Below are 21,510 nucleotides of genomic sequence, written 5' to 3' on the forward strand. Positions count from 1 at the left end.
TCTGGCGGGGGAAGGTTAGGATGGGGGTGGCTTTTTTGTTTGGGGAAATCAAATTCGTTCAGCTCGCAGAACCACCCTCTCCCCAGCCCTCTCACGCCGGACGGGAGAGGGGGTAGGTTTCTGCAGATGGGGAAAGGTATAGAAGGGGATAGCGGCGGGTGTGAGATGGTTGCTGTTATTTGAACCCATTAAACGAGGTCGTCTGAAATTCATAAATCCTTATTTTCAGACGACCTCTTTATAGTGGATTAAAATTGCAATGATACGGCGTTGCCAACGCCCTTATGTACTACCCGTACACGCGGGCGTTGCCGTCTTGTCTCATTTTTATTTTAATCCACTATATGTTCCCATCCATCCAATAAAACGCTTCAAAACTGTTTCTTCACGCCCAGCATGATTTCGTTTTGGCGGTAGCGGTAGAACACGGAATTGCTTTTGACGGTGGTGTGTTTGAAGCGCAGTTCGGGGTAGAAGCCGCCGATGTGCCATTGTCTGAAGCCTGCGGCGGCGAGCCAGACGGTTTGGCGGTCGCTGCGTCTTTGTCCGTCTGCGGCGATGCCTGCGCGGTCGTAGAGGTTGCGCCGTTTCATAACGAGGGCGTTGAGGTAGGTGCCGTTGTCAAACAGGGTGTATAAGCCTGTGCGGAGGGTGTATTCGCGGTGGTCGGATGTGCCGCCGTTGTATGTGCGGCGGGTGTAGTCGGAGCCTGCGAACACGCCGGTTTTCGGGGTCAGGGCGTATTCTGCGCCTAAGCCTGTGCGGTATTCGGTGTAGTCGGCGGCGTAGGTTTTCGCGGTGCCGCTGTGGCGGTAGCGTTTGCCCGACCAGTCGGCGTTGACCTGCCATTTGGGGTTGATGGTATGCGTCCACGAGGTTTCGGCGCCGTAGGCGTTGTAGTAGGTGTGGCGGTTGCGCCGTTCGTGTTCGTAAACGGGCATCAGCGAGAAGCGGCTTTGTGCGTCGGCGTATTCGTAACCGGCAGACAGTGTGCCTGTTTGGCTGCCGTAGTCGGACAGGGCGGCGTCTGTGTCTTTGCGGCGGTAGTGCGTGCCGTAGGCGAGGAGGTTGGTTTTGAGGCTGTGGTGTCCTTTAATGGGGGTGATTTTGCCTGCGCTCAGGCTGTAATTCCATACGGGGGAACGGATGGGGTCGGGCAGGTTTTGGTAGGCGAGGCATTGGCCGTCAAGCGGCAGAATGCAGCGGACGGAGCCGTCGGATTGGTTGATGTTGCTGTTGTAGCCGTAAGCGATGCCGATTTGTCCGTGCCAGCGGCTGCGTTTGTCGATTTCGCCGAGGTATTGTCCGATCAGGGCGCGGGTTTCTTCTGGGATGTCGGCGGCTTGGGCGCGGGCGAATGCGCTTCGGGCTTCGCGGTTTTGGTTGTCTTCGGTATAAAGGCGCGCGGTTTCGAGCAGGATGCGCGGGTTGGCGGGGTCGAGTGCTTCTGCCGCTTGCAGGTTCCGTAAGGCTTCGGCGAGGCGTCCTTCGGCGCGTTGTTTTAAACCGAGTACCAATTTGGGTAGGGCGGGATTGTGGCCGGGCAGGGCGGCGTAGCGCGTGGCGAAGCGTTCTGCCTTTTTCCATTGACGTTCGTTAATGGCATGATAAATCGCGCTTTCCAGCTCTTCGGTATTGTTGCCTACGGTGTAAATCTGACCGCCGATACGGATGTATGCGTCGTCGTTTTCGATGTCGCCTGCGGGTGTGCCGCCGTCCAGCCAGCCGCTTTCCCGATATTGCTGCTGCACGCGCCCGTTTTCTTCGGACAGGCGGCGCAGGTCGTCACTGTCTGCGTGGGCGGACAGGGGCAGCAGGGCGAGCAGGAGGAGGCAGGATTTGTTCATTCGTTTTCTTTCGGGCTGGTGTGTGGTGGGTAAATTTCGGACGAGGCGGGGTTGTGGCGAAGCGGAGCGGTCGTCTGAAAAGATGCGATTTTGAATCTTGCTTTGTTTTTAATTTGTTTCCGTTTTCAGACGACCCTTGAGGTAATGGGAAGCACAAAAGGTCGTCTGAAAACGGAAGCCGCAGAAATCCGTCCGCAGCTTGCCATAAAACGGGGAAAGCACGGCAATCCCGGCCTTCCCCGTTGTTCTATCGACGGTTTATTGTTTTACGCCGCCGAAGGAGATGTCATCGGCGCGGCTTTCCGTACTACGGGTCGCAATACCCGCCAATGCGGCGGCATTTTGACCGTAGAACTGACCTTTGATGCCTTCGCGGTTGCGGGCGGCATCAGAGGCGAAAGTACCGTTGCGGTTGTCGATTTTCACGCCGGCAAAGTCCAGAGTGTCGCTATGGCGCGCCAGTTTACCGGCCATGCTGCCGCTGTCGCCCGAACCGAAATAGGCTTTGACGGTACCGGTATAGATATCGCGTTCGCCGGCTTTATGACCGTTGACACCGACTACGTTGTAAGTTGCGGTTGCCAAGCCTTTGGTGCTGCCGGTCGGGTTTTTGCCATAGAACCAGGCGGGATGAGCGTTGCCTTTGACATGCGCAGTAGCGGCGGCTTCTGAAGCAGGCGCCCATTCGCCGAAGAACACATTGCCCGAAGCGGTCGGGATTTTGCCGACGGTCAGCAAGCCTTTTCCTTTGCCGTCTTCAGTGTTCAGGCTGAACAGCTCGATCTGATTAATGCGGCGTTCGCGGATGACGCGCTCGCCCTTGCCTTCGATTCTGTCGATAACAAACAGGATTTCTTTGTTTTTCAGGTTGTCGGCATCAGCAACGCGGACGGAATTTTTGACTGTGTATTGAGGTTTTGCCACTGCGTTGTTTGGATTGTAGGCAGGAGGTGCGTCGGCTGTGGTCATGACGCCGACAGGTGTTGTCGAAGTACGTTTGCCATAAATTGGCTCAGAGTAAGGGAAGTTACCATTGTTGACGATGGGTTTAGACGGAGGAGGCGCAATCGGTTTGCCGATAGGGCGGGCAGGAGGTTGGGAGGCTGTGCTCATCACGCCGCTGTCCGGTATCGAAACATTGCCGTCGATTGGCATGGAGTAAGGGAAATCTTGGTTAGCCAATGGCGCACGTTGTGGAGGAGGCGCAGTCGGTTTGACCGGACGTGCAGGAGGCAGGGTTGCGCCCGCCAGCGTCATTACGTCGTCGTGTGCTTTCAAATAAGGTTTGCCGTCATTGGCTGCGTTGGGGTTGATTGGCATGGAGTAAGGGAAATTTTGGTTAGCCAATGGCGCACGTTGTGGGGGAGGCGCAGTCGGTTTGACCGGACGTGCAGGAGGCAGGGTTGCGCCCGCCAGCGTCATTACGTCGTCGTGTGCTTTCAAATAAGGTTCGCCGTCGCGCGCTGCGTTAGGATTAATCGGCATGGAATAGGGGAAATTGTGGTTGTCCAAAGTGCTGCGTGCGGGAGCAGAGGTGGGGCGGGAAGCGTCATATGCAAACGCAGAATGCGCTGTGATAACCGCCGTCGCTGCAAAACAGGTTTTTAGAATAGAGGAAGTTATTTTTTTCATAGCAATACTCTTGTCGATAATTAATCAGGATATTGTCTGTATGCGTGCAACAATAAACTGCTTGATGAAACAAGCTGATACATACAGGGGAGGCGAGGATAGCATGACAAGGGGGAAATGTAAAAAATTACTGTGGGATTATGAATATAAACTGATATTACTCAATTAGATTAAATTTAATAGGGCGATTTGCCCATGACTTGATGAGTGTCGGAGGATTAAAATAGAAAATGCCCGCTTACTGACATTCAGTATAGTGGATTAACTTTAAATCAGGACAAGGCGGACGAAGCCGCACAGTACAGACAGTACAGAACCGATTCACTTTGGTGCTTCAGCACCTTAGAGGAATCGTTCTCTTTGAACTAAGGCGAGGTAACGCCGTCGGTTTAAAGTTAAGCCACTATATATCCGTGATGAAAAAGGTCGTCTGAAACCCGTATAATAGGTTTCAGACGACCTTTTGGCTGTCAGGTGTTGTCCACCTGCTTTTAAAAATTACGCTTCTTTATTTTCGGTCGCTTTTTGGCGCAGGCGCAAGCTCAATTCTCGCAGTTGTTTGTCGTCCACCGCATTGGGCGCGTTAGTCAGCAGACATTGGGCGCGTTGGGTTTTCGGGAAGGCAATCACGTCGCGGATGGATTCGGCGCCGGTCATCAGCGTTACCAGACGGTCGAGACCGAATGCCAAACCGCCGTGCGGAGGCGCGCCGAATTTCAGGTTGTCCAAGAGGAAGCCGAATTTTTCCTGTTGCTCTTCGGGGCTGATTTTCAGCGCGGCGAACACTTTTTCCTGCACGTCGGCACGATGGATACGGATGGAACCGCCACCGATTTCCCAGCCGTTCAACACCATGTCGTAGGCGCGGGCCAGGCAGTTTTCAGGATCGGATGCCATCAGGTCTTCATGGCCTGGCTTGGGCGAGGTGAACGGATGGTGCATGGCTGTCCAGCGGTCGCCGTCTTCGTCGTATTCGAACATTGGGAAATCGACGACCCACAAAGGTTTCCATTCGTCCACGAAGTAGCCGTTTTCCGCGCCGTGTTCCAAGCCGACTTTGATACGCAGCGCGCCAATGGCTTCGTTCACGACTTTGGCTTTGTCTGCGCCGAAGAAGATGATGTCGCCGTTTTGCGCGCCGGTACGCGCAATGATTTCTTTCAGGGCGTTTTCAGACAGGAATTTCACGATTGGAGATTGCAGGCCGCTGTCTTCGCCGTTGGAAAGGTTGCTGACATCGTTCACTTTGATGTACGCCAGACCTTTCGCGCCGTAGATGCCGACAAATTTGGTATATTCGTCGATTTCTTTGCGGCTGAATTTCGCGCCGTTCGGTACGCGCAGGGCAACCACGCGGCCGCCTTTCATGTCGGCTGCGCCACGGAAGACTTTGAATTCTTCCGTTTTCATCAGGTCAGTCAGCTCGGTGAATTTCAGGCTGATGCGCATATCGGGCTTGTCGGAGCCGTAGTAGAACATGGCTTCAGAGTAAGGCATGCGCGGGAAATCGCCCAAATCCACGCCCAATGCGTCTTGGAAAACTTGTTTTGCCATGCCTTCGGTGATGTCCATGATTTCATCCTCGTTCAAGAACGAGGTTTCCAAGTCGATTTGGGTGAATTCAGGCTGGCGGTCGGCGCGCAAGTCTTCGTCGCGGAAGCACTTGGTGATTTGGTAGTAACGGTCGAAACCTGCCACCATCAACAGTTGTTTGAACAATTGCGGCGATTGCGGCAGCGCGAAAAACTCGCCCGGATGAACGCGGCTCGGCACGAGGTAGTCGCGCGCGCCTTCGGGAGTAGAGCGGGTCAGCATCGGGGTTTCGATGTCGATGAAGCCTTGCGCGTCGAGATAACGGCGAACGCCCATAGCGACTTGATAACGCAGGCGCAGGTTGCGCTGCATCACCGGACGGCGCAGGTCGATAACGCGGTTGGTCAGGCGCACGTTTTCGCTGATGTTTTCGTCGTCAATTTGGAACGGCGGCGTAGCAGCAGCATTCAAGACTTCGATTTCTTTGGCAAGGATTTCGATTTTGCCGGAAATCATTTTGTCGTTGGTCGTACCTTCGGGACGGTTGCGCACGCGGCCGGTAATGCTCAAAACGTATTCGTTGCGGGCGGAATCGGCAGTGGCAAACGCTTCGGGCGTATCGGGGTCAATCACGACTTGGACGATGCCTTCGCGGTCGCGCAGGTCGATAAAAATCACACCGCCGTGGTCGCGCCGGCGGTGTACCCAGCCTTTGACGGTTACGGTTTGGTCTAAGTATTGCTCGCTGATTAGGCCGCAGTAGTTGGTACGCATAATATAAATCTTTCTTAATTGTATGATTAATCTGAAATATTTTGAAATTTGGTTTCATACTCTAAACGGGCTTTATCGTTTAGCAGCATAACACTAGTAAATATGTCGCGATTATAAATATTAATAATCCCTTCTGCTGGATATTGGCAGTCCATTGTCGCTGCGTCATTAATACTTAACTCCCTACGACTATACGGTTCCAGCATCCTTGTTTCAGTATATGTGGCTTCAATATTATCAGGACTTTGGATTTTCCATATTTTCTTTTTTAAGATGATGGGTTTGTCGCAGGCATGATCTCCTCCTACGCCTTCAAAAATTTCAATTTCACTACCATCTTTACTAAAACTATATTGCTGTTTCAGTTTATTTAATAATTGTTGAAAATTTTGGTATTCATTTTCTTTGAATTTAAATCCACTTGTTTCATCACTTACTTCCCAGGGAGAGGATAAGATTTCAACCCTATATAATTTTCCTTTTTCAAAATATACATTTACCCAGTCAAAGTTTGCATAATTTGATTTTATATTTTGGAAGATAATTGGATCAGCCGGAGGATAAAAGGAACTTGAGTCATCACTTGGCTGGACTTCTCTCCCTCCTAATTTTTTAATATGGCTAATAATAGATAATTTATTGTTACCTATTTCAAAAAAATCTATACCTGTAATTAAACTTGAGTCAGATGCAAATGTATTGCTTGATAGAAAGACTAAGCAAGAAATTATCCACTTTTTCATTATTGGTCTTTTAACTGATTAATTATATGTATTTTCATTTTTCACTATGGTGGTTAAGCTGTTTCATAGATACTTCATCCGGCATCACCATACCCAGCGAAATCACATATTTCAATGCTTCGTCCACGCTCATATCGAGTTCGCGCACGTCGCTTTTTTTCACCATGATGTAATAGCCGCCGGTCGGATTGGGCGTGGTCGGCACATAGACGGAAAGATAGTCGTCATCGTGCGGCAGGCTGCCTTTGAGTTTGTCGGGAATATGCCCTGAAACAAAGGCAATCGTCCAAATATCGGGTTGCGGGAATGGAACCAGCACGGGCGTTCTGAACGAGCGGCTGCTGTCGGAGAGCAGGGACTCGGATACCTTTTTAACGCTGGAATAGATGGACTTGACGACGGGAATCCGTCCCAACAGGCTGTCCCATGCGGCGAGGATTTGACGCCCCAAAACGTTGGCGGCGAACACGCCGGTCAGAAATAAGACGACGATGGCGGCAATAATGCCCAGGCCAGGAATATTGAATCCCCAGAAATATTGTGGCTGCCATTGCTCGGGCAGCAGGCTGATCAGCCGGTCGGCGGCTGATATGATATAGCTGACCGCCCAAATGGTTACGGCTATCGGCAGCCATACCAGCATGCCTGTAATCAGATATTTTTTTAATGCCTTGGCAACTTTTCCGCCTTCGGCCGTTTGTTCTGTCATCTTCTGTGTTATTCCGACAAATATCGCCCAAACGTTGCATTATACGCGTTTGGGCGATAGGAAACGAGTGTTTTTAATATGGGGAAGGTGTTTGTTTTGCTTTCAGACGACCTGCGTGCAACATGATGTAAAAGGTCGTCTGAAAACGGGGTTGGGCATCAAATTCCATCCCAGTCGTTGAACATCAGACCGATGCCGATGCCGTTTTGTTTGTGGTTGTAATCAATCAGGCTTTCGCCGTAGCCGTGAAAGCCGCGCACAACGCCTTTGAGTTTGCCTTTAATCGGGAAGGTATAGGCGGCTTCAACCGCGCCGTGTCCGGTTTTGGGATTGTAGCGCAGCAGGGACGAAATATTTTGTTTGTCGTTCAGACGGTATTGCAGCTTCAAATCGCCATAACCCATATAGTCGGTAATGTCGGGATTGTCGTTGTTTTCACCGGTCTGATCAAAGGCGCGCATCCACACGCGCGGGATGACGGTCAGTTTGCCCCATTCCATCCCCGCCAATGCGTAAACGCGGTTCCATGAGCGGGATTCGGGTCGGCTTTGTCCGTTGGATTGGTGGACGAAGCCTGCGCCGACCATCCGCAGTTTGCCGCCGAACGGCAAATCTGCCTTCACGGGTTGGGTCAGGAAGATTTCGGGTTCGTAATCGGTGTTGCGGAACGGTGCGGATTTTCTGCCTTGGTTGTAAATCTGCCAATCGGATTTTTGGGTGTAGCCGAACCACAAATCCGCGCGGGTTTTAAACAAATCTTCGGCAATTTTGCTTTTGAACGAAACTTGCAGTTTGGTTTCTATGTGTTTCTGTTCGCTGAATTTTTCCTGATTGGTCGTGCCACGCGAAGGGGAGTGGGGATGAAGGTTGGGCGAGCTGTTGTACCATGCGGGCATCAGGTACATGGGATTGTGCTCGCGCACGCTCAACAAGCCGCGCGAGTCGTTTTTGTCCAAATCGTACATCAGGCTCAGCGGCGTGTAGGCATCGGCTGCGGTGCGTAGATTGTCTTCCGAAAGGGTGGATTGCTCTTTATTTTCGTCAAACACAATCGTCGCCGCCTTTTTCTCACGGCTGGTGCTGATGGTTTTGGGCAAATCGACCGGCGCTTTGGCGGTTTCTTCGCGAATGACGGGCAGCGGTGCTTGCGGCGGCAGTTGAGCTGAGTAAATGCTGTCGTAACACGCCAAACGGGTGGCATTGTCTTGAATGGAGGTGCATTGCAAAGCCGTGTCGGCATAGGCGACAGGAGCGGCTGTTCCGCCGATAAGGATAAGCATCAAAGCGCGCCGACATTTGGATAATGACGGTTTTTTGTTCTTTAGGGCATCGCTTTGCGCCAAATTGTGTTTCAACATCTTGTTCATCATTTCATTCATGGGATTGCCGATTGGGTGTTTTCAGACGACCTTTTGCCTGAACATCGGGATTAATCGTTTGAAAAGCAGATCAAGCCGCATTTTACCGCCTTGTGCCTTCTTTACGGCAGGTCGTCTGAAAAGTTTACATCAACTTGCACCACATACGGCAATGCCCCTGAAAGGTTAAGACCTCAGGGGCATCGTTATCTGCTTACCTGTCCCGACGCGGTAACACGCCAAGGCGATGGGCGAAAAAGATTAAGCCAATGCTTTTACTTTGGCAGACAGACGGCTCTTATGGCGGGCTGCTTTGTTTTTGTGGAATACGCCTTTGTCAGCGATACGGTCGATGACTTTGACGGACTCTTGGTAAACTGCTTGAGCAGCAGCTTTGTCGCCGGCTTCAACTGCTTTCAACACTTTTTTCACCGCGGTACGGAATGCAGTACGCAGGCTGGCGTTGTGGGCGCGTTGTTTAACCGATTGGCGGGCACGTTTGCGGGCTTGTGCGCTGTTTGCCATATTGAATATCTCCTGAAAAAATAAATTCTGTAAACGCGCAATTTTAAAGACAGATTCCTCTATATGCAAGTATTTTCTCTGTTCGCGCGCGCAAATCGCCCGTATTTTGCCCAAAAACGACATCTTGTGCAACGCCGTTTTCCCGAGCCTAAGAAATCGTGCCTTATTTCAATAAAAATCAGTCAGATATTGCTTTGAGTTCTCACCCACTTCCATTACAATAGCCCCGCTTTGCGCCGGGGTATTGATGGGGTGCAGAGTGTTCATTTTCCGTTAACAATCTTTCATCAGGAATCTGCCCGTATGAAAAAATCCGTATTAGCCGTATTGGCGGCATTGTCGCTGGCCGCTTGCGGCGGTGGCGAGAAAAAAAACGAGCAACCTCAAGCAGGCAGCGCGCCTGCTGCCAATGCCGAAGCAGCCGCCACCGATACTTTGAACATCTACAACTGGTCGAACTACGTTGACGAGAGCACCGTTGAAGACTTCAAAAAAGCCAATAAGCTGAAGCTGACCTACGACCTTTACGAAAACAACGAAACCCTCGAAGCCAAAATGCTGACCGGCAAATCCGGCTATGACTTGGTCGTTCCCGGTATCGCCTTCCTGCCCCGCCAAATCGAAGCAGGTGCTTATCAAAAAATCAATAAAGACCTGATTCCCAATTACAAAAACATCGATCCCGAATTGTTGAAAATGCTGGAAACTGCCGACCCGGGCAACCAGTATGCCGTTCCTTATTTCTCCGGCGTCAACACTTTGGCAATTACAGCAAAGGGCAAAGAACTTTTGGGCGGCAAGCTGCCTGAAAACGGTTGGGATTTGCTGTTCAAGCCTGAATACACCAACAAGCTGAAATCATGCGGTATCGCCTTGTGGGACACGCCGAGCGAAATGTTCCCGATTTTGCTGAACTACTTGGGTAAAGACCCCAAAGGCACAAATCCTGATGATTTGAAAGCGGCGGCGGAAGTGCTGAAAGCCATCCGTCCTGATGTAAAACGTTTCAGTCCGTCTATCATTGACGAACTGGCACGCGGCGACATCTGTCTCGCAGCGGGTAACGGCGGCGACTTGAACTTGGCGAAAGCCCGTTCCGAAGAAGTGAAAAACAACGTCGGCATTGAAGTTTTGACGCCGAAGGGCATGGGCTTCTGGATTGAATCTTGGCTGATTCCCGCCGATGCGAAAAACATCGCCAATGCCCATAAATACATCAACTACACACTTGATCCCGAAGTGGCTGCGAAAAACGGCATTGCCGTTACCTTCGCGCCCGCAAGCAAACCGGCACGCGAGAAAATGCCTGCCGAATTGGTTAACACCCGCTCCATCTTCCCGAATGCTCAGGATATGAAAGACGGTTTTGTGATGCCGCAAATGAGTTCGGATGCGAAGAAACTGTCGGTTAATCTGTGGCAGAAGATTAAAGTCGGTTCGAACTAATGGTTTGATGTTTTGAAGTGAAAGGTCGTCTGAAAACCTTGAATTGGGGTTTTCAGACGACCTTTGCTTATGTTGGTTTCGTGGTGGGGCGGTTGTATAGTGGATTAACTTTAAACCGGTACGGCGTTGCCTCGCCTTAGCTCAAAGAGAACGATTCTCTAAGGTGCTGAAGCACCAAGTGAATCGGTTTCTGTACTGTCTGTACTGTCTTGCGGTTTCATCGCCTTGTCCTGATTTAAAGTTAATCCACTATATATGGATTTGACTTTAATGTGATGTTCTTTTGTTTTATTTTGCGGTGGTATTGGTTGTGATTTGGTTGTCTTGTGTTGATTTTAAATTGGGTTCACTCTGTTTGTAATGATTTGAGTGATAAAGAAAAAGCACAGTTTAATTAAACTGTGCTTTCAGAATTTGGCACGCCCACGGGGAATCGAACCCCGGTTACCGCCGTGAAAGGGCGATGTCCTAACCGCTAGACGATGGGCGCGGATAAGTTTTGTTGGCGCACCCGGAGCGATTCGAACGCCCGACCCTCTGGTTCGTAGCCAGATACTCTATCCAACTGAGCTACGGGTGCATTTTCATCACTTCGCGACTGCGTCGTGAATCAAGAAGACCGAATAATATACAAGCTGTCGGCGGCTGTCCAGTATTTTCTGGATAAAAATATTTACAATAAAATAACAATATGAAAATAAAGGATATTAATTATCGTAAAATGCCCAATCCCGATAAATCTTGCGCCATTTTTGCGGCGGCGTTGTCTGTCATGCCGCCGACAAAATCTAAGATTTTCATGTAGGCGCGATACAGGCTGTCGGTTTCTTGGATGGGGTCGTGGTTTTTTAACAGATCAAGCGCGAGGGATTGGCGCACATCGACCTGTTTTTGCGCAATCATGGCGTATGCGGCGGGAACCAATAAATCCAAAATGGAACCGAGACACGGGAAAGTGGCGATTTCGGTCATGAGTTTGGTGCGGTGGCGGAAAATGCGCGTGCGGGCAAGTTCTTTCGCTTTTTCCAAGGTGTTTTGAACCTGCGGGCTGCACAACGCCAACAGGTCTTTGCCTTTGAAGTTGCCGTTTAGCAGGTCGGATTGGTGCATCATGAAGGTTTGGGCGACGTCTTCTATCGCTTTGCCGATGGCGATGCCGCGCAACATGGCGCAACGCTGGCGGCTGGATTGCGCGTGCCAAGTGCTTTCTTCAAACGTGAGTTCGGATAATACGCTTTCGATTTCAGCGTCGCTCAGCAAATCCAGTTCGACCGCGTCTTCCAAGTCTAAGAGGGCGTAGCAGATGTCGTCGGCTGCCTCCATCAGGTAGGAAAGGGGATGGCGTACCCAGCAGTCTTTGCCTGATTCAATCAGCCCCAATTCATCGGCAACGCGACGGATGAAGGGTAATTCGGTTTGGTAAATATTGAATTTTTTTCTTCCGTTGGGGTGTTGCGTGGTCCAAGGGTATTTCAGCAGTGCGCCTATGGCGGCGGATGTCAGGCGCATGCCGCCTGCGTCGGGATACATTTCCAAACTTGCCGTGATGCGCAGGCTGTGGGCATTGCCTTCATAGGTTTGGATGTCGTTGCGTTCGGCGTCGTTTAATGTCTGTAAAAACGGCTGGTTTTTGGGATTGCGGAACCAGTCGCGCAATGCGTCTTCTCCGGTGTGTCCGAACGGCGGGTTGCCTAGGTCGTGCGCAAGGCAGGCGACTTGAACGACGGCGCCGATATCGCTCGGCGTATTGTTTTCCGGTAAAAAGCCGCCTGCCTGCAGCATCACGCCTACGCGGTTGCCGATACTGCGCCCGACGCTGGCGACTTCGACGCTGTGTGTGAGGCGGTTGTGGGTCAGGTCGTGTTCGGCTAGAGGGTGAACTTGGGTTTTACGTCCCAATCTGCGAAATGCGCCGGAGAACACGACGCGGTCGTAGTCGATATGGAAGTCGGTGCGCAAAGCATCGGCACCTTCTTGGGTGGAAGGCGTGACGGTCGGGATGATTTCGCCGTTTTTCGTGCGGAAACGTTGTGTGGAGAGTAGATTTTTCCAATTCATCTGCATGAAATTGCTCCTTGCGGGTTTTCAGACGAGCTGTGTAGGATGGATTGGATATTACTGCATTGCGGGACGGTTTGAAATCCCGATTGGCGTAGGGCGGCTGCTTGGGTTGCGGGTCTGAACAGGACTTTGTTTTTCAGTTACAATACGCACTTATTATAATGATCGACAGTTTGAAGAGACGCGATGAAAGAACATAAGGCCCGGAAACGCTTCGGGCAGAATTTTTTGCAGGACACGCGCATTATTGCCGATATTGTCAACGCCGTGCGTCCGCAGGCGGATGATGTGGTGATTGAGATCGGTCCGGGCTTGGCGGCGATTACCGAGCCTTTGGCGAAAAAGCTGAACCGCCTGCACGTTATCGAAATCGACCGCGACATCGTACGTCGTCTGAAAACGCTGCCGTTTGCGGATAAGCTGGTGATTCATGAAGGCGATGTATTGCAGTTTGATTTCAACAGCATTGCGGGCAAAAAGAAAATCGTCGGCAATCTGCCGTACAACATTTCCACGCCGCTTTTGTTCAAGCTGGCGGAAGTGGCGGACGATGTCGTCGATATGCACTTTATGTTGCAAAAAGAAGTGGTCGAGCGCATGGTTGCCGCGCCGAAAAGCAACGACTATGGCCGCTTGGGTGTAATGCTGCAATATTTTTTCGATATGGAGCTGCTGATTGATGTGCCACCCGAATCGTTCGACCCTGCGCCGAAAGTCGATTCGGCGGTGGTGCGCATGATTCCGGTGAAACACCGCATCGGTAAGGCAGACGATTTCGAGCATTTCGCCAAACTGGTGAAACTCGCCTTCCACCAACGCCGCAAAACCATACGCAACAATTTGAAAGAGCTTGCCGGCGACGAGGATTTGCAGGCAGTCGGTATCAGCCCGCAAGACCGCGCCGAACACATCGCGCCGGAGAAATATGTGGAACTGAGCAATTATCTCGTCCGTAAGGTCGTCTGAAAAATAGGGGATGGAATGCTTAAAAAATATCTTTGGGGCGGGGTAGTCATATTCATTGCAGGTACGGTGTTTGCCTTAGGCGGTGTCGGAGGGAAGAAAGGTGATTTGCTGAGTAAGGCAAAGGCTGGTGATGCAGATGCACAATATATGCTGGCAGAGCAGTTGGAAATGACCACTGACCCTGTGAATCTCAAGAAGAGTGAGTTTTACTATTGGCTCAAGAAAGCTGCAAAAAACGGCAATGGTCAGGCACAGAATTTACTCCATGATATTGATGCTGAATATGATAGAAAGGCTTTGGAAGACGAACTTGCACCTAACGGTTCGCAAAAATTGATGGATGAAGTCGCCAAGCTGGAAAGGCAGAAACGGAAAAATTATCCGTTAATCAAGGAAAAATTGTTTAAAGCGGGGACGTTGGGGAATTTTTCGGCTCTGGTGAAAACCGCATGGCTATTTGGAAATCAGGATGCTGCGCGGGAATATGGCGTGCCTTTCCATCCTTTGAAAGCCTGTATTTTGTCGGTATATACCAATAATCGTTATGGTGATCTGAATAAGGATGCAATGGATGTATTGTGCAGCGGTATTTACTATGAACACAATGCGAAAAAAATAGATGGCTATGTTAAACGTATCGAAGATAAACCAGCCAAAATCTGGTCAATTTTAGAGAATGTAAAATAAACATGATTAAATTCAAAAACGTACATAAACATTTCAAAGACCTGCACGTCATCAACGGCGTCAATCTGGAAGTGAAGCAGGGTGAAGTGGTGGTGGTTTGCGGACCTTCGGGCAGTGGCAAATCGACGCTCATCCGTACCGTCAACCAGCTTGAAAGCATTGAGAGCGGCGAGATTTGGGTGGACGGTATCAATGTTGCCGATCCGCAGACGGATTTGAACAAGGTGCGTGAGGAAGTGGGTTTTGTGTTCCAAGGCTTCAATCTGTATCCGCATCTGACCGTATTGGAAAACATCATCCTTTCGCCGATGAAGGTGAAAAAACAAAGCCGCGAACAGGCTGAGGAAAAGGCGATGGAGCTGTTGGAACGCGTAGGCTTGGCGCATAAAAAAGATGCTTTCCCCAGCCAGCTTTCCGGCGGACAGCAGCAGCGCGTGGCGATTGCGCGCGGGTTAGCGATGGAGCCGCGCGTGATGCTGTTTGACGAACCGACTTCCGCGCTCGACCCGGAAATGGTCGGCGAGGTGTTGAAAGTGATGCAGGACTTGGCGGAAAGCGGCATGACCATGATGTGTGTTACGCATGAAATGGGCTTTGCGCGCGAAGTGGCAGACCGCATTATTTTCGTGGATAAAGGGCAGATTTTGGAAAACGAAACGCCTGAAGAGTTTTTTACCAATCCGAAACACGAACGCGCCAAACAGTTCTTGCAGCAAGTGATGACGCATTAACAGCTTGTCAAAAGGTCGTCTGAAAGACAGATTTGGGCTTTCAGACGACCTTTGGCGAATGCAACCGACATCTCTAAAGACAAGAGAATAAAACAATGAAAATGACAGACATTCTTCATAGGTATTATGGTGATTTTGATCTGATAAAGGAAAAATGGAATGAAGACTATGAAAGCATTTTGATTAAGACAAAGTATGATCAAAAATATAAAAGATGTCGTTTGGCAAAGAAAACACCCAAAAAAGAAGGCTACTTTACAGTCTTTTGGAAAAAAGACCAAGAGAACAAAAATATCCCTTATACCGATGAGGACTTGGGCGATGAACTGATTATTGTCGTGATAGACGGCTGTCATTGCGGTTTATTTATAATTCCCAAAGAGGTGGCTATCAGTAAAAAAATTCTCTCTACAAAGGATTGTAAAGGAAAGATGTCCATGCGATTTTATCCACCCTGGTGCACAAATTTAAATAAAACAGCCCAGAAAACACAAAAATGGCAAATGGATTATTTTAGAATAGATATAGACGGCAAAGAGGTCATTTCTCATTTTGCCGTAGCAAAGGAAAACCATGTATTTTGTTGACCGTACCGCCGTCGTGCTTAAGCCGACCGCCCGTTTTTTGGAATGGCTGAAATCCGCCGATGAAAATATGCCCGACCTGACCATCGAGCAAATCCGTGCCAACTGCTCCGTGTTTCTCGTGCCGCAGTTTGACGAGCCGGAAGCCGTGATTGCCTATTTTGACGAACGCTACCAACAGATTTTCGAGGCGGAACTCGCAGGCTGGGACATCGATAAAAGCAAGTGGCCGCAAGACATGAGCCTGAAGGCGTTTTGGGAATTTTTCGATACCGAAATCCACGATATGGTTTTGGACATGGAAGAAGCGGAATTGAGCATTACGCCCGTGTTCGACAATATGATGTAGGGCGATGCGCGCTTTTCAGACGACCTTGAAGCCGTCCCGTTCTTTAAAAGCCTTGTCCGTTTTGTTGCATTTGTCCGCAGTGGCCGTGTGCCTGATATGGTTTTACGGCTGGATGATGTGGTTCGGGCTGGTGGCGTTGGCGGGCAGTTTTGTCCACGCTTGGCGCGTGGTGAATTTGCGGACGGCGGGTGCGGTAAAGAAAATCGCCATCGACCGCCATGCGCGCGCTTCCGTGTTTTGCGGAGACGGAGAAGGGCAGGGCGCGGTGTTGGACGGTGCGACGATGCTGACTCCTTACGCTTTGTTTTTACAGTGGAACGCCGACGGTAAAACGATACGGCAATGCGTGACGCCCGATATGGCGGATAAAGAATCTTACCGTCGTCTGAAAGTTTGGGCGCGCTGGTGTCAGGCTCAGAATGCCGGGCATCCGCTTTAATTCAACAAGGCGATTTCCCGCCTTGTCCTATACAAATTAAACCCAATATAAAAATAGTCCACACAAGTAGCAGTAACCGTCCCCATTATTCCGAAGCGACGGTTTCAGACGACCTTTTGAAAAACGAAACACACATGAAAACATTACAAGACTGGCTCTCGCATTTGGAAACCGCCCACAGCGGCGGCTTAATCGACATGGGCTTGGAACGCACGAGCGAAGTGAAAAAACGCATGAAGCTCGAGCCGCAATGCCCCGTCGTCGTTGTCGCGGGAACAAACGGGAAAGGTTCGGTCTGCGCCTACCTGACGCAGATTTACAAACAGGCAGGCTTCAAAGTCGGTACGCTGACCAGCCCGCATTTATTGCGTTACAACGAACGCATCGCCGTCAACGCCGAGCCGGTTTCAGACGACCTCATCACCGCTTCCTTCGAGCGCATCGAAGCGGCGCGCGGCGAAATATCGCTGACTTATTTTGAATTCAATGCCTTGGCGGCGGTCGATATCTTCATACGCGAACAAGTCGATGTGATGATATTGGAAGTCGGTTTGGGCGGACGTTTGGACGCGGTCAATGTGTTCGACTGCGATTGCGCGGTGGTTACCAGCGTGGATTTGGACCATCAGGCGTTTTTGGGCGATACGGTCGAGCAGGTCGGCTTTGAAAAAGCAGGCGTGTTTCGTAGCGGCAAACCCGCAATCTGCGGGCAAAACCCCGCGCCCGAATCGTTGGTCGCACACGCCGAAGCCATAGGCGCGAAACTGCTGATGGTGCAGCGCGATTTCGATTTTTCCTCATTGGAAAACATCCAATGGAACTACCGCTTTCATCCGCAGCATTCAGACGACCCCGCGCGCAACCGAAATTCCCTGCCGTTCCCCGCATTGCGCGGCGCATACCAGCTTTCCAACGCAGCCTGCGCGTTGACCGTGTTGGAATGTTTGAACGAAAAATTGCCGGTGGACATCGGCGCCATCAAACGCGGTTTGCTGCTGGTTGAAAACCCCGGACGCTTCCAAGTCCTGCCAGGCCGCCCGCTGACCGTTTTGGATGTCGGACACAACCCCCACGCTGCCCGCGCCCTGCGCCGCAGCCTGATTAATTTGGCGTTTGCGCAAAAACGCACCGCCGTGTTCAGCATGCTGTCCGATAAAGACATAGACGGCGTGTTGGAAATCGTTAAAGACCAGTTTGACGAGTGGTATATCGCGCCTTTGGACGTGCCGCGCGGCATGACGGCGGAAGCCTTGCAGGTGAAACTGGAAGCACAAAATATCGAAAATATACAAACTTTTACCTCTGTTCGAGAGGCGTACCGCGCAGCTTTGGCTAAGGCGGGCGAAAATGATAGAATCGTTGTTTTCGGCTCATTTCATACCGTTGCCGACGTAATGGTGGCGTTGTAAAAGGAAATCTCCATGTCTGACAATAAGCAAAATGAAGTTCTGACCGGTTACGAACAGCTCAAACGCCGCAACCGCCGCCGCTTGGTTATGGCATCGGGGTTGGTGGCGGCATCGACCGTTTTATTGGGTGTCGCCCTGTCAACCGGACCGGAAAACAAGCCAGAAGAAAACGCCCAAACTACAACCATCCAACAGAATAATGCCAACGCAGAACCTGCCAACCTGGCGGATGCGACCGTGTTGGAACCCTCTACCAAAGAAGATTTGGAAGCAGCGGCAGAAGCGGCTAAAAATGCCGATGCCGAAGTAGCGGACAAACCGCAGGAAACCGCCGCGCCGGAGCAAACTGCGCAAGCCGAGCCGCAACCTGATGCGCCGCAGGCCGCGCCCGAAGATGTAGGCCCGCCTTTGGTGCTGATTAACGATACGCTGTCAGACAGCGACATCAAAGGTTTGGAAGAGTCTGAGAAAATCCAAAAAGCCGAAGCCGCCAAACGCGAAGCAGCCGAGCGCCGCGCGGAAGAGCGCCGCCGTAACCGTGAAGAGCAGCGTAAAGCGCAGCAGCTTCAAGCCCAAGAAGCAGCGGAACGCGAAGCCAATGCCGCAGCGCGTAAACGCGCCCTTCAAGCTGCCAAAGCCGAGAAGGCGGAACGTGCCGCCGCAGCCGAACGCAACAAGCTGGCACAGTTGGAAAAAGCCGAGAAAGCCATTGCCGAACGTAAGGCGTTAAAAGCCAAAGAAGAAGCGGCGGCGAAACACAAAGCGGCAGCGGAAAAAGCCAAAGAAACCGTCACAGTATCCGCATCCGAACCTAAAGAAAGAATTCGGGTAGATGCTTCCAAATACGAAAAAATCGAAACAGCCAACAAAAAAGCTTCCGCGGTAAGGGAAGCCGAAGCGAAAGTTGCCAAAGCCAAAACCGAGCAGACGGCCAAGGCAGAGAAAACCGCTACTGCCGAAAGGTCGTCTGAAAAGGCAAAAACCAAAACCGCCGAAGTCAAATCAGGTAAAAAAGCCGCCATTCAGGCTGGTTATGCTGAAAAAGAACGCGCCTTGAGCCTGCAACGCAAAATGAAAGCAGCAGGTATCGACTCAACCATTACCGAAGTGATGACGGATAAAGGCAAGGTTTACCGCGTCAAATCGGGCGCATACAAAAACGCCTACGATGCCGAACGCGACTTGAACAAACTGCGCGTACACGGTATTGCCGGACAGGTAACCAATGAATGATATTCCGTTAGCCGACATACTCGCCTTCGGCGTGATCGCGGCGTGTATCGTGATGTCGATGATACGCGGCGTCATTGCCGAAGCGGGTTCGCTGTTTGCGTGGGTGATTTCATTCTTGTTGGCTAAAACATTTGCCGTGCCGTTTTCGGAAGTGGCGTTCAAATCGATTCAACCGCGCGCCTTGGGCGTTGCCATTTCGTTTGTCGTGATTTTCTTTTTGGCGCGTTTTCTACAGCAGTTTTTACGCACCATACTGACCAACGCAGCGTCATCGATGGGCTTGGGCAGCGTCAACAGAGTATTGGGCGGCGTGTTCGGCGCAGCCAAAGGCGTATTGTTGGTCACTTTAGCGGTCATGGTCTGCGCCCACACCGATTTGCCGGAAACGGAAGATTGGCAAAGCTCGTACAGCATTCCTTATTTCCAATCATTGTCTGAAGTCATCATGCCTTATCTGCCCGGTCAGAAGGAAAAGGCGGAAGATAAGGCGGAATCGTAAATCCACCGGTTTCAGACGACCCCGATTGCATCGAAGGTCGTCTGAAACCGGTTTTTCATGAGTTAAAAGTTCGGCAGCTATATTTGCCGAACGCGCTGCTGATAGTCTGAATCTCCGATAGAGGTATGGGCGGGGTGATGGTAAGGTGATGAAATAGAAGCGTTTATAGTGAAGTTGGATTTAATTTTCGATGCTTCGTGTCGTCGGACTGATTCATCAATCAGTCATGGTCCGAATCTGATTTCAAACTGAACGGGCGAATGATTGTCAACAATTTGGGCAACTTTGTCCGATTTATTCTATAATTCTGTTTTCCAAGTTAACCTCGAATTCGGAGAAGACGATATGTGCGGTGTATTAGGTTTGGTCAGCCATGAGCCGGTAAACCAGCTTCTGTACGACGGTTTGCAGATGTTGCAGCACAGGGGGCAGGATGCGGCGGGCATTGTGACGGCGGAAGGCAGCACGTTCCATATGCACAAAGGCAAAGGCATGGTGCGCGAAGTGTTCCGCACACGCAATATGCGCGATTTGATCGGCAACGCGGGCATCGCCCACGTCCGTTATCCTACGGCGGGCAACGCAGGCAGCAGCGCGGAGGCGCAGCCTTTCTACGTCAGCTCGCCTTTCGGCATCGTTTTGGCGCACAACGGCAACCTCACCAATACCGCCGAACTGTATGAAAACGTGTGCAACAAACACCTGCGCCACGTCAACACCAGCTCCGATTCCGAAGTTTTGCTCAACGTATTCGCACACGAATTGCGTCGCGAAGTCTCTAAAAACGCCAATCCCCACCGGCTCAATATCGACAATATTTTCAACGCCGTTGCCGAAGTCCACCGCCTGGTGCGCGGCGCATACGGCGTGGTTGCCATGATTGCGGGCTACGGCATGCTCGCTTTCCGCGATCCTTACGGCATCCGCCCGCTGGTGTTGGGTTCGCAAACCGACGAGGCAGGCAGAAAATCCTATGCCGTCGCCTCCGAATCCGTTGCCTTCAATGCGCTTGCCTACGATTTGGAACGCGATATCCAGCCGGGCGAAGCGGTATTCGTCGGCTTTGACGGCACACTGATTGCCCGTCAATGCAGCGACCGCGCCAAACTCAGCCCCTGCCTCTTCGAATACGTCTATTTTGCCCGTCCCGACTCCGTAATCGACGGCGTATCGGTTTACCAATCGCGTTTGGATATGGGCGTGTCCTTAGCGGAAAAAATCAAACGCGAGCTGCCCGTGGACGACATCGACGTCGTGATGCCCATTCCCGACACCAGCCGCCCCAGTGCGATGGAACTTGCCGTCCACCTCAAAAAGCCTTACCGCGAAGGTTTGATTAAAAACCGCTATATCGGCCGCACCTTTATCATGCCCGGTCAGGCGACACGCAAAAAATCCGTGCGCCAAAAACTCAGCCCGATGGAAACTGAGTTTGAAGGCAAAAGCGTATTGCTGGTGGACGACTCCATCGTGCGCGGGACGACCAGCCGCGAAATCGTCGAAATGGTACGCGCAGCGGGCGCGCGCAAAGTCTATATCGCTTCCGCCGCACCCGAGGTACGCTATCCCAATGTGTACGGCATCGATATGCCCACGCGTGAAGAATTGATTGCCAACGGGCGCAGCGCGGCGGAAATTGCCGCCGAAATCGGCGCGGACGGCATCGTTTTCCAAAATTTGAGCGATTTGGAAGCCGTCGTCAAAGCACTCAATCCGAAAATCGAATCCTTCGATTCGTCCTGTTTCAACGGCATCTATCAAACCGGCGACATCGACCAAGCCTATCTTGACCGCCTGTCCGCCGAGAAATCCGGCTGCGGCGGCTTGAAAGTCCACCCGAGCAGGATGGAACACAGCATCAGCATCAGCGATGCGGGTGACGAAGAATAAAACCGGTTTGAACGATTAAGGCAAAAGGTCGTCTGAAACGGGGTCATGTTTCAGACGACCTTTGTATAGTGGATTAACTTTAAATCAGGACAAGG

The 21,510-nt window shown here is 51.2% G+C and carries 19 protein-coding genes and 2 tRNA genes; 11 read left to right on the plus strand and 10 right to left on the minus strand.

Annotation, left to right across the window (positions count from 1 at the left end):
- Positions 1 to 371: 371 nt before the first annotated feature.
- The 7 genes from HMPREF2726_RS10375 to rpsT all read right to left on the minus strand — a co-directional run bounded on the left by HMPREF2726_RS10375 (position 372) and on the right by rpsT (position 9,121).
- A complete protein-coding gene (locus HMPREF2726_RS10375) occupies positions 372 to 1,847 on the minus strand; it encodes a surface lipoprotein assembly modifier (RefSeq protein WP_009312731.1) in 1,476 nt (491 codons plus the stop codon).
- Between the two features lie 258 nt (positions 1,848 to 2,105).
- Entirely contained in the window at positions 2,106 to 3,479 is a 1,374-nt protein-coding gene (locus HMPREF2726_RS10380) for a Slam-dependent surface lipoprotein (RefSeq protein ID WP_009312732.1), read from the minus strand.
- 498 nt (positions 3,480 to 3,977) lie between these two features.
- Positions 3,978 to 5,786 carry an aspartate--tRNA ligase gene (gene aspS, locus HMPREF2726_RS10385; protein WP_009312733.1) on the minus strand — a complete coding sequence of 603 codons (1,809 nt, stop codon included), beginning with the start codon at positions 5,784 to 5,786 and terminating at the stop codon, positions 3,978 to 3,980.
- 26 nt (positions 5,787 to 5,812) lie between these two features.
- Positions 5,813 to 6,529, minus strand: a complete 717-nt coding sequence (locus tag HMPREF2726_RS10390; protein ID WP_009312734.1) for a hypothetical protein — start codon at positions 6,527 to 6,529, stop codon at positions 5,813 to 5,815.
- Positions 6,530 to 6,563: 34 nt separating this feature from the next.
- The gene (locus HMPREF2726_RS10395; protein ID WP_003769262.1) at positions 6,564 to 7,238 is read right to left on the minus strand and encodes a DUF502 domain-containing protein; all 675 of its coding nucleotides are present in this window, start codon (positions 7,236 to 7,238) and stop codon (positions 6,564 to 6,566) included.
- A 158-nt stretch (positions 7,239 to 7,396) separates the two neighbouring features.
- Complete coding sequence (locus HMPREF2726_RS10400) at positions 7,397 to 8,617, minus strand: phospholipase A (RefSeq protein ID WP_003769270.1); 1,221 nt, start codon at positions 8,615 to 8,617, stop codon at positions 7,397 to 7,399.
- A gap of 240 nt (positions 8,618 to 8,857) precedes the next feature.
- Positions 8,858 to 9,121 carry a 30S ribosomal protein S20 gene (rpsT, locus tag HMPREF2726_RS10405; RefSeq protein ID WP_002212556.1) on the minus strand — a complete coding sequence of 88 codons (264 nt, stop codon included), beginning with the start codon at positions 9,119 to 9,121 and terminating at the stop codon, positions 8,858 to 8,860.
- Between the two features lie 303 nt (positions 9,122 to 9,424).
- On the opposite strand from rpsT, the gene HMPREF2726_RS10410 reads away from it, so the two are divergent.
- Positions 9,425 to 10,567, plus strand: coding sequence for an extracellular solute-binding protein (locus HMPREF2726_RS10410; protein WP_003779835.1), 1,143 nt, complete (start codon positions 9,425 to 9,427; stop codon positions 10,565 to 10,567).
- A 415-nt stretch (positions 10,568 to 10,982) separates the two neighbouring features.
- Here the strand turns inward: HMPREF2726_RS10410 and HMPREF2726_RS10415 are convergent.
- From HMPREF2726_RS10415 to HMPREF2726_RS10425, 3 genes are all read right to left on the minus strand, one after another.
- Positions 10,983 to 11,057, minus strand: a tRNA-Glu gene (locus HMPREF2726_RS10415).
- Between the two features lie 13 nt (positions 11,058 to 11,070).
- Positions 11,071 to 11,147 (minus strand) — tRNA-Arg (locus HMPREF2726_RS10420).
- A gap of 131 nt (positions 11,148 to 11,278) precedes the next feature.
- Positions 11,279 to 12,631 (minus strand): deoxyguanosinetriphosphate triphosphohydrolase, encoded by a 1,353-nt coding sequence (locus HMPREF2726_RS10425; protein WP_009312735.1) that lies wholly within the window; start codon positions 12,629 to 12,631, stop codon positions 11,279 to 11,281.
- Between the two features lie 183 nt (positions 12,632 to 12,814).
- Between HMPREF2726_RS10425 and rsmA the strand changes: the two genes are divergently transcribed.
- The 10 genes from rsmA to purF all read left to right on the plus strand — a co-directional run bounded on the left by rsmA (position 12,815) and on the right by purF (position 21,415).
- On the plus strand, positions 12,815 to 13,594 hold the full coding sequence (rsmA, locus tag HMPREF2726_RS10430; protein ID WP_003761535.1) for a 16S rRNA (adenine(1518)-N(6)/adenine(1519)-N(6))-dimethyltransferase RsmA: 780 nt from the start codon (positions 12,815 to 12,817) through the stop codon (positions 13,592 to 13,594).
- Positions 13,595 to 13,609: 15 nt separating this feature from the next.
- Complete coding sequence (locus HMPREF2726_RS10435; RefSeq protein WP_070603314.1) at positions 13,610 to 14,281, plus strand: hypothetical protein; 672 nt, start codon at positions 13,610 to 13,612, stop codon at positions 14,279 to 14,281.
- 2 nt (positions 14,282 to 14,283) lie between these two features.
- Entirely contained in the window at positions 14,284 to 15,012 is a 729-nt protein-coding gene (locus tag HMPREF2726_RS10440) for an amino acid ABC transporter ATP-binding protein (RefSeq protein ID WP_003740819.1), read from the plus strand.
- A gap of 95 nt (positions 15,013 to 15,107) precedes the next feature.
- Positions 15,108 to 15,599 (plus strand): MepB family protein, encoded by a 492-nt coding sequence (locus tag HMPREF2726_RS10445; protein WP_070603316.1) that lies wholly within the window; start codon positions 15,108 to 15,110, stop codon positions 15,597 to 15,599.
- Entirely contained in the window at positions 15,586 to 15,945 is a 360-nt protein-coding gene (locus HMPREF2726_RS10450) for a hypothetical protein (RefSeq protein ID WP_003761526.1), read from the plus strand. The genes HMPREF2726_RS10445 and HMPREF2726_RS10450 overlap by 14 nt, the downstream gene beginning before the upstream one ends.
- 4 nt (positions 15,946 to 15,949) lie before the next feature.
- Positions 15,950 to 16,384, plus strand: a complete 435-nt coding sequence (locus tag HMPREF2726_RS10455) for a protein YgfX (RefSeq protein ID WP_009312737.1) — start codon at positions 15,950 to 15,952, stop codon at positions 16,382 to 16,384.
- A gap of 134 nt (positions 16,385 to 16,518) precedes the next feature.
- Positions 16,519 to 17,793, plus strand: a complete 1,275-nt coding sequence (gene folC, locus HMPREF2726_RS10460; protein WP_009312739.1) for a bifunctional tetrahydrofolate synthase/dihydrofolate synthase — start codon at positions 16,519 to 16,521, stop codon at positions 17,791 to 17,793.
- 12 nt (positions 17,794 to 17,805) lie between these two features.
- Complete coding sequence (locus tag HMPREF2726_RS10465; protein WP_009312741.1) at positions 17,806 to 19,026, plus strand: SPOR domain-containing protein; 1,221 nt, start codon at positions 17,806 to 17,808, stop codon at positions 19,024 to 19,026.
- Positions 19,019 to 19,525 (plus strand): CvpA family protein, encoded by a 507-nt coding sequence (locus tag HMPREF2726_RS10470; RefSeq protein ID WP_009312743.1) that lies wholly within the window; start codon positions 19,019 to 19,021, stop codon positions 19,523 to 19,525. Before HMPREF2726_RS10465 ends, HMPREF2726_RS10470 begins: the two co-directional genes overlap by 8 nt.
- Before the next feature lie 345 nt (positions 19,526 to 19,870).
- Positions 19,871 to 21,415, plus strand: a complete 1,545-nt coding sequence (purF, locus tag HMPREF2726_RS10475; RefSeq protein WP_009312745.1) for an amidophosphoribosyltransferase — start codon at positions 19,871 to 19,873, stop codon at positions 21,413 to 21,415.
- Positions 21,416 to 21,510 lie beyond the last annotated feature (95 nt).

The organism is Neisseria sp. HMSC074B07, from assembly GCF_001810355.1.
GTDB lineage: Bacteria > Pseudomonadota > Gammaproteobacteria > Burkholderiales > Neisseriaceae > Neisseria.

Bases quoted from the DNA above. Each gene is read 5' to 3' on its own strand.
- HMPREF2726_RS10375 (WP_009312731.1), bottom strand. From the start codon at position 1,847: ATGAACAAATCCTGCCTCCTCCTGCTCGCCCTGCTGCCCCTGTCCGCC.
- HMPREF2726_RS10380 (WP_009312732.1), bottom strand. From the start codon at position 3,479: ATGAAAAAAATAACTTCCTCTATTCTAAAAACCTGTTTTGCAGCGACG.
- aspS (WP_009312733.1), bottom strand. From the start codon at position 5,786: ATGCGTACCAACTACTGCGGCCTAATCAGCGAGCAATACTTAGACCAA.
- HMPREF2726_RS10390 (WP_009312734.1), bottom strand. From the start codon at position 6,529: ATGAAAAAGTGGATAATTTCTTGCTTAGTCTTTCTATCAAGCAATACA.
- HMPREF2726_RS10395 (WP_003769262.1), bottom strand. From the start codon at position 7,238: ATGACAGAACAAACGGCCGAAGGCGGAAAAGTTGCCAAGGCATTAAAA.
- HMPREF2726_RS10400 (WP_003769270.1), bottom strand. From the start codon at position 8,617: ATGAATGAAATGATGAACAAGATGTTGAAACACAATTTGGCGCAAAGC.
- rpsT (WP_002212556.1), bottom strand. From the start codon at position 9,121: ATGGCAAACAGCGCACAAGCCCGCAAACGTGCCCGCCAATCGGTTAAA.
- HMPREF2726_RS10410 (WP_003779835.1), top strand. From the start codon at position 9,425: ATGAAAAAATCCGTATTAGCCGTATTGGCGGCATTGTCGCTGGCCGCT.
- HMPREF2726_RS10425 (WP_009312735.1), bottom strand. From the start codon at position 12,631: ATGCAGATGAATTGGAAAAATCTACTCTCCACACAACGTTTCCGCACG.
- rsmA (WP_003761535.1), top strand. From the start codon at position 12,815: ATGAAAGAACATAAGGCCCGGAAACGCTTCGGGCAGAATTTTTTGCAG.
- HMPREF2726_RS10435 (WP_070603314.1), top strand. From the start codon at position 13,610: ATGCTTAAAAAATATCTTTGGGGCGGGGTAGTCATATTCATTGCAGGT.
- HMPREF2726_RS10440 (WP_003740819.1), top strand. From the start codon at position 14,284: ATGATTAAATTCAAAAACGTACATAAACATTTCAAAGACCTGCACGTC.
- HMPREF2726_RS10445 (WP_070603316.1), top strand. From the start codon at position 15,108: ATGAAAATGACAGACATTCTTCATAGGTATTATGGTGATTTTGATCTG.
- HMPREF2726_RS10450 (WP_003761526.1), top strand. From the start codon at position 15,586: ATGTATTTTGTTGACCGTACCGCCGTCGTGCTTAAGCCGACCGCCCGT.
- HMPREF2726_RS10455 (WP_009312737.1), top strand. From the start codon at position 15,950: ATGCGCGCTTTTCAGACGACCTTGAAGCCGTCCCGTTCTTTAAAAGCC.
- folC (WP_009312739.1), top strand. From the start codon at position 16,519: ATGAAAACATTACAAGACTGGCTCTCGCATTTGGAAACCGCCCACAGC.
- HMPREF2726_RS10465 (WP_009312741.1), top strand. From the start codon at position 17,806: ATGTCTGACAATAAGCAAAATGAAGTTCTGACCGGTTACGAACAGCTC.
- HMPREF2726_RS10470 (WP_009312743.1), top strand. From the start codon at position 19,019: ATGAATGATATTCCGTTAGCCGACATACTCGCCTTCGGCGTGATCGCG.
- purF (WP_009312745.1), top strand. From the start codon at position 19,871: ATGTGCGGTGTATTAGGTTTGGTCAGCCATGAGCCGGTAAACCAGCTT.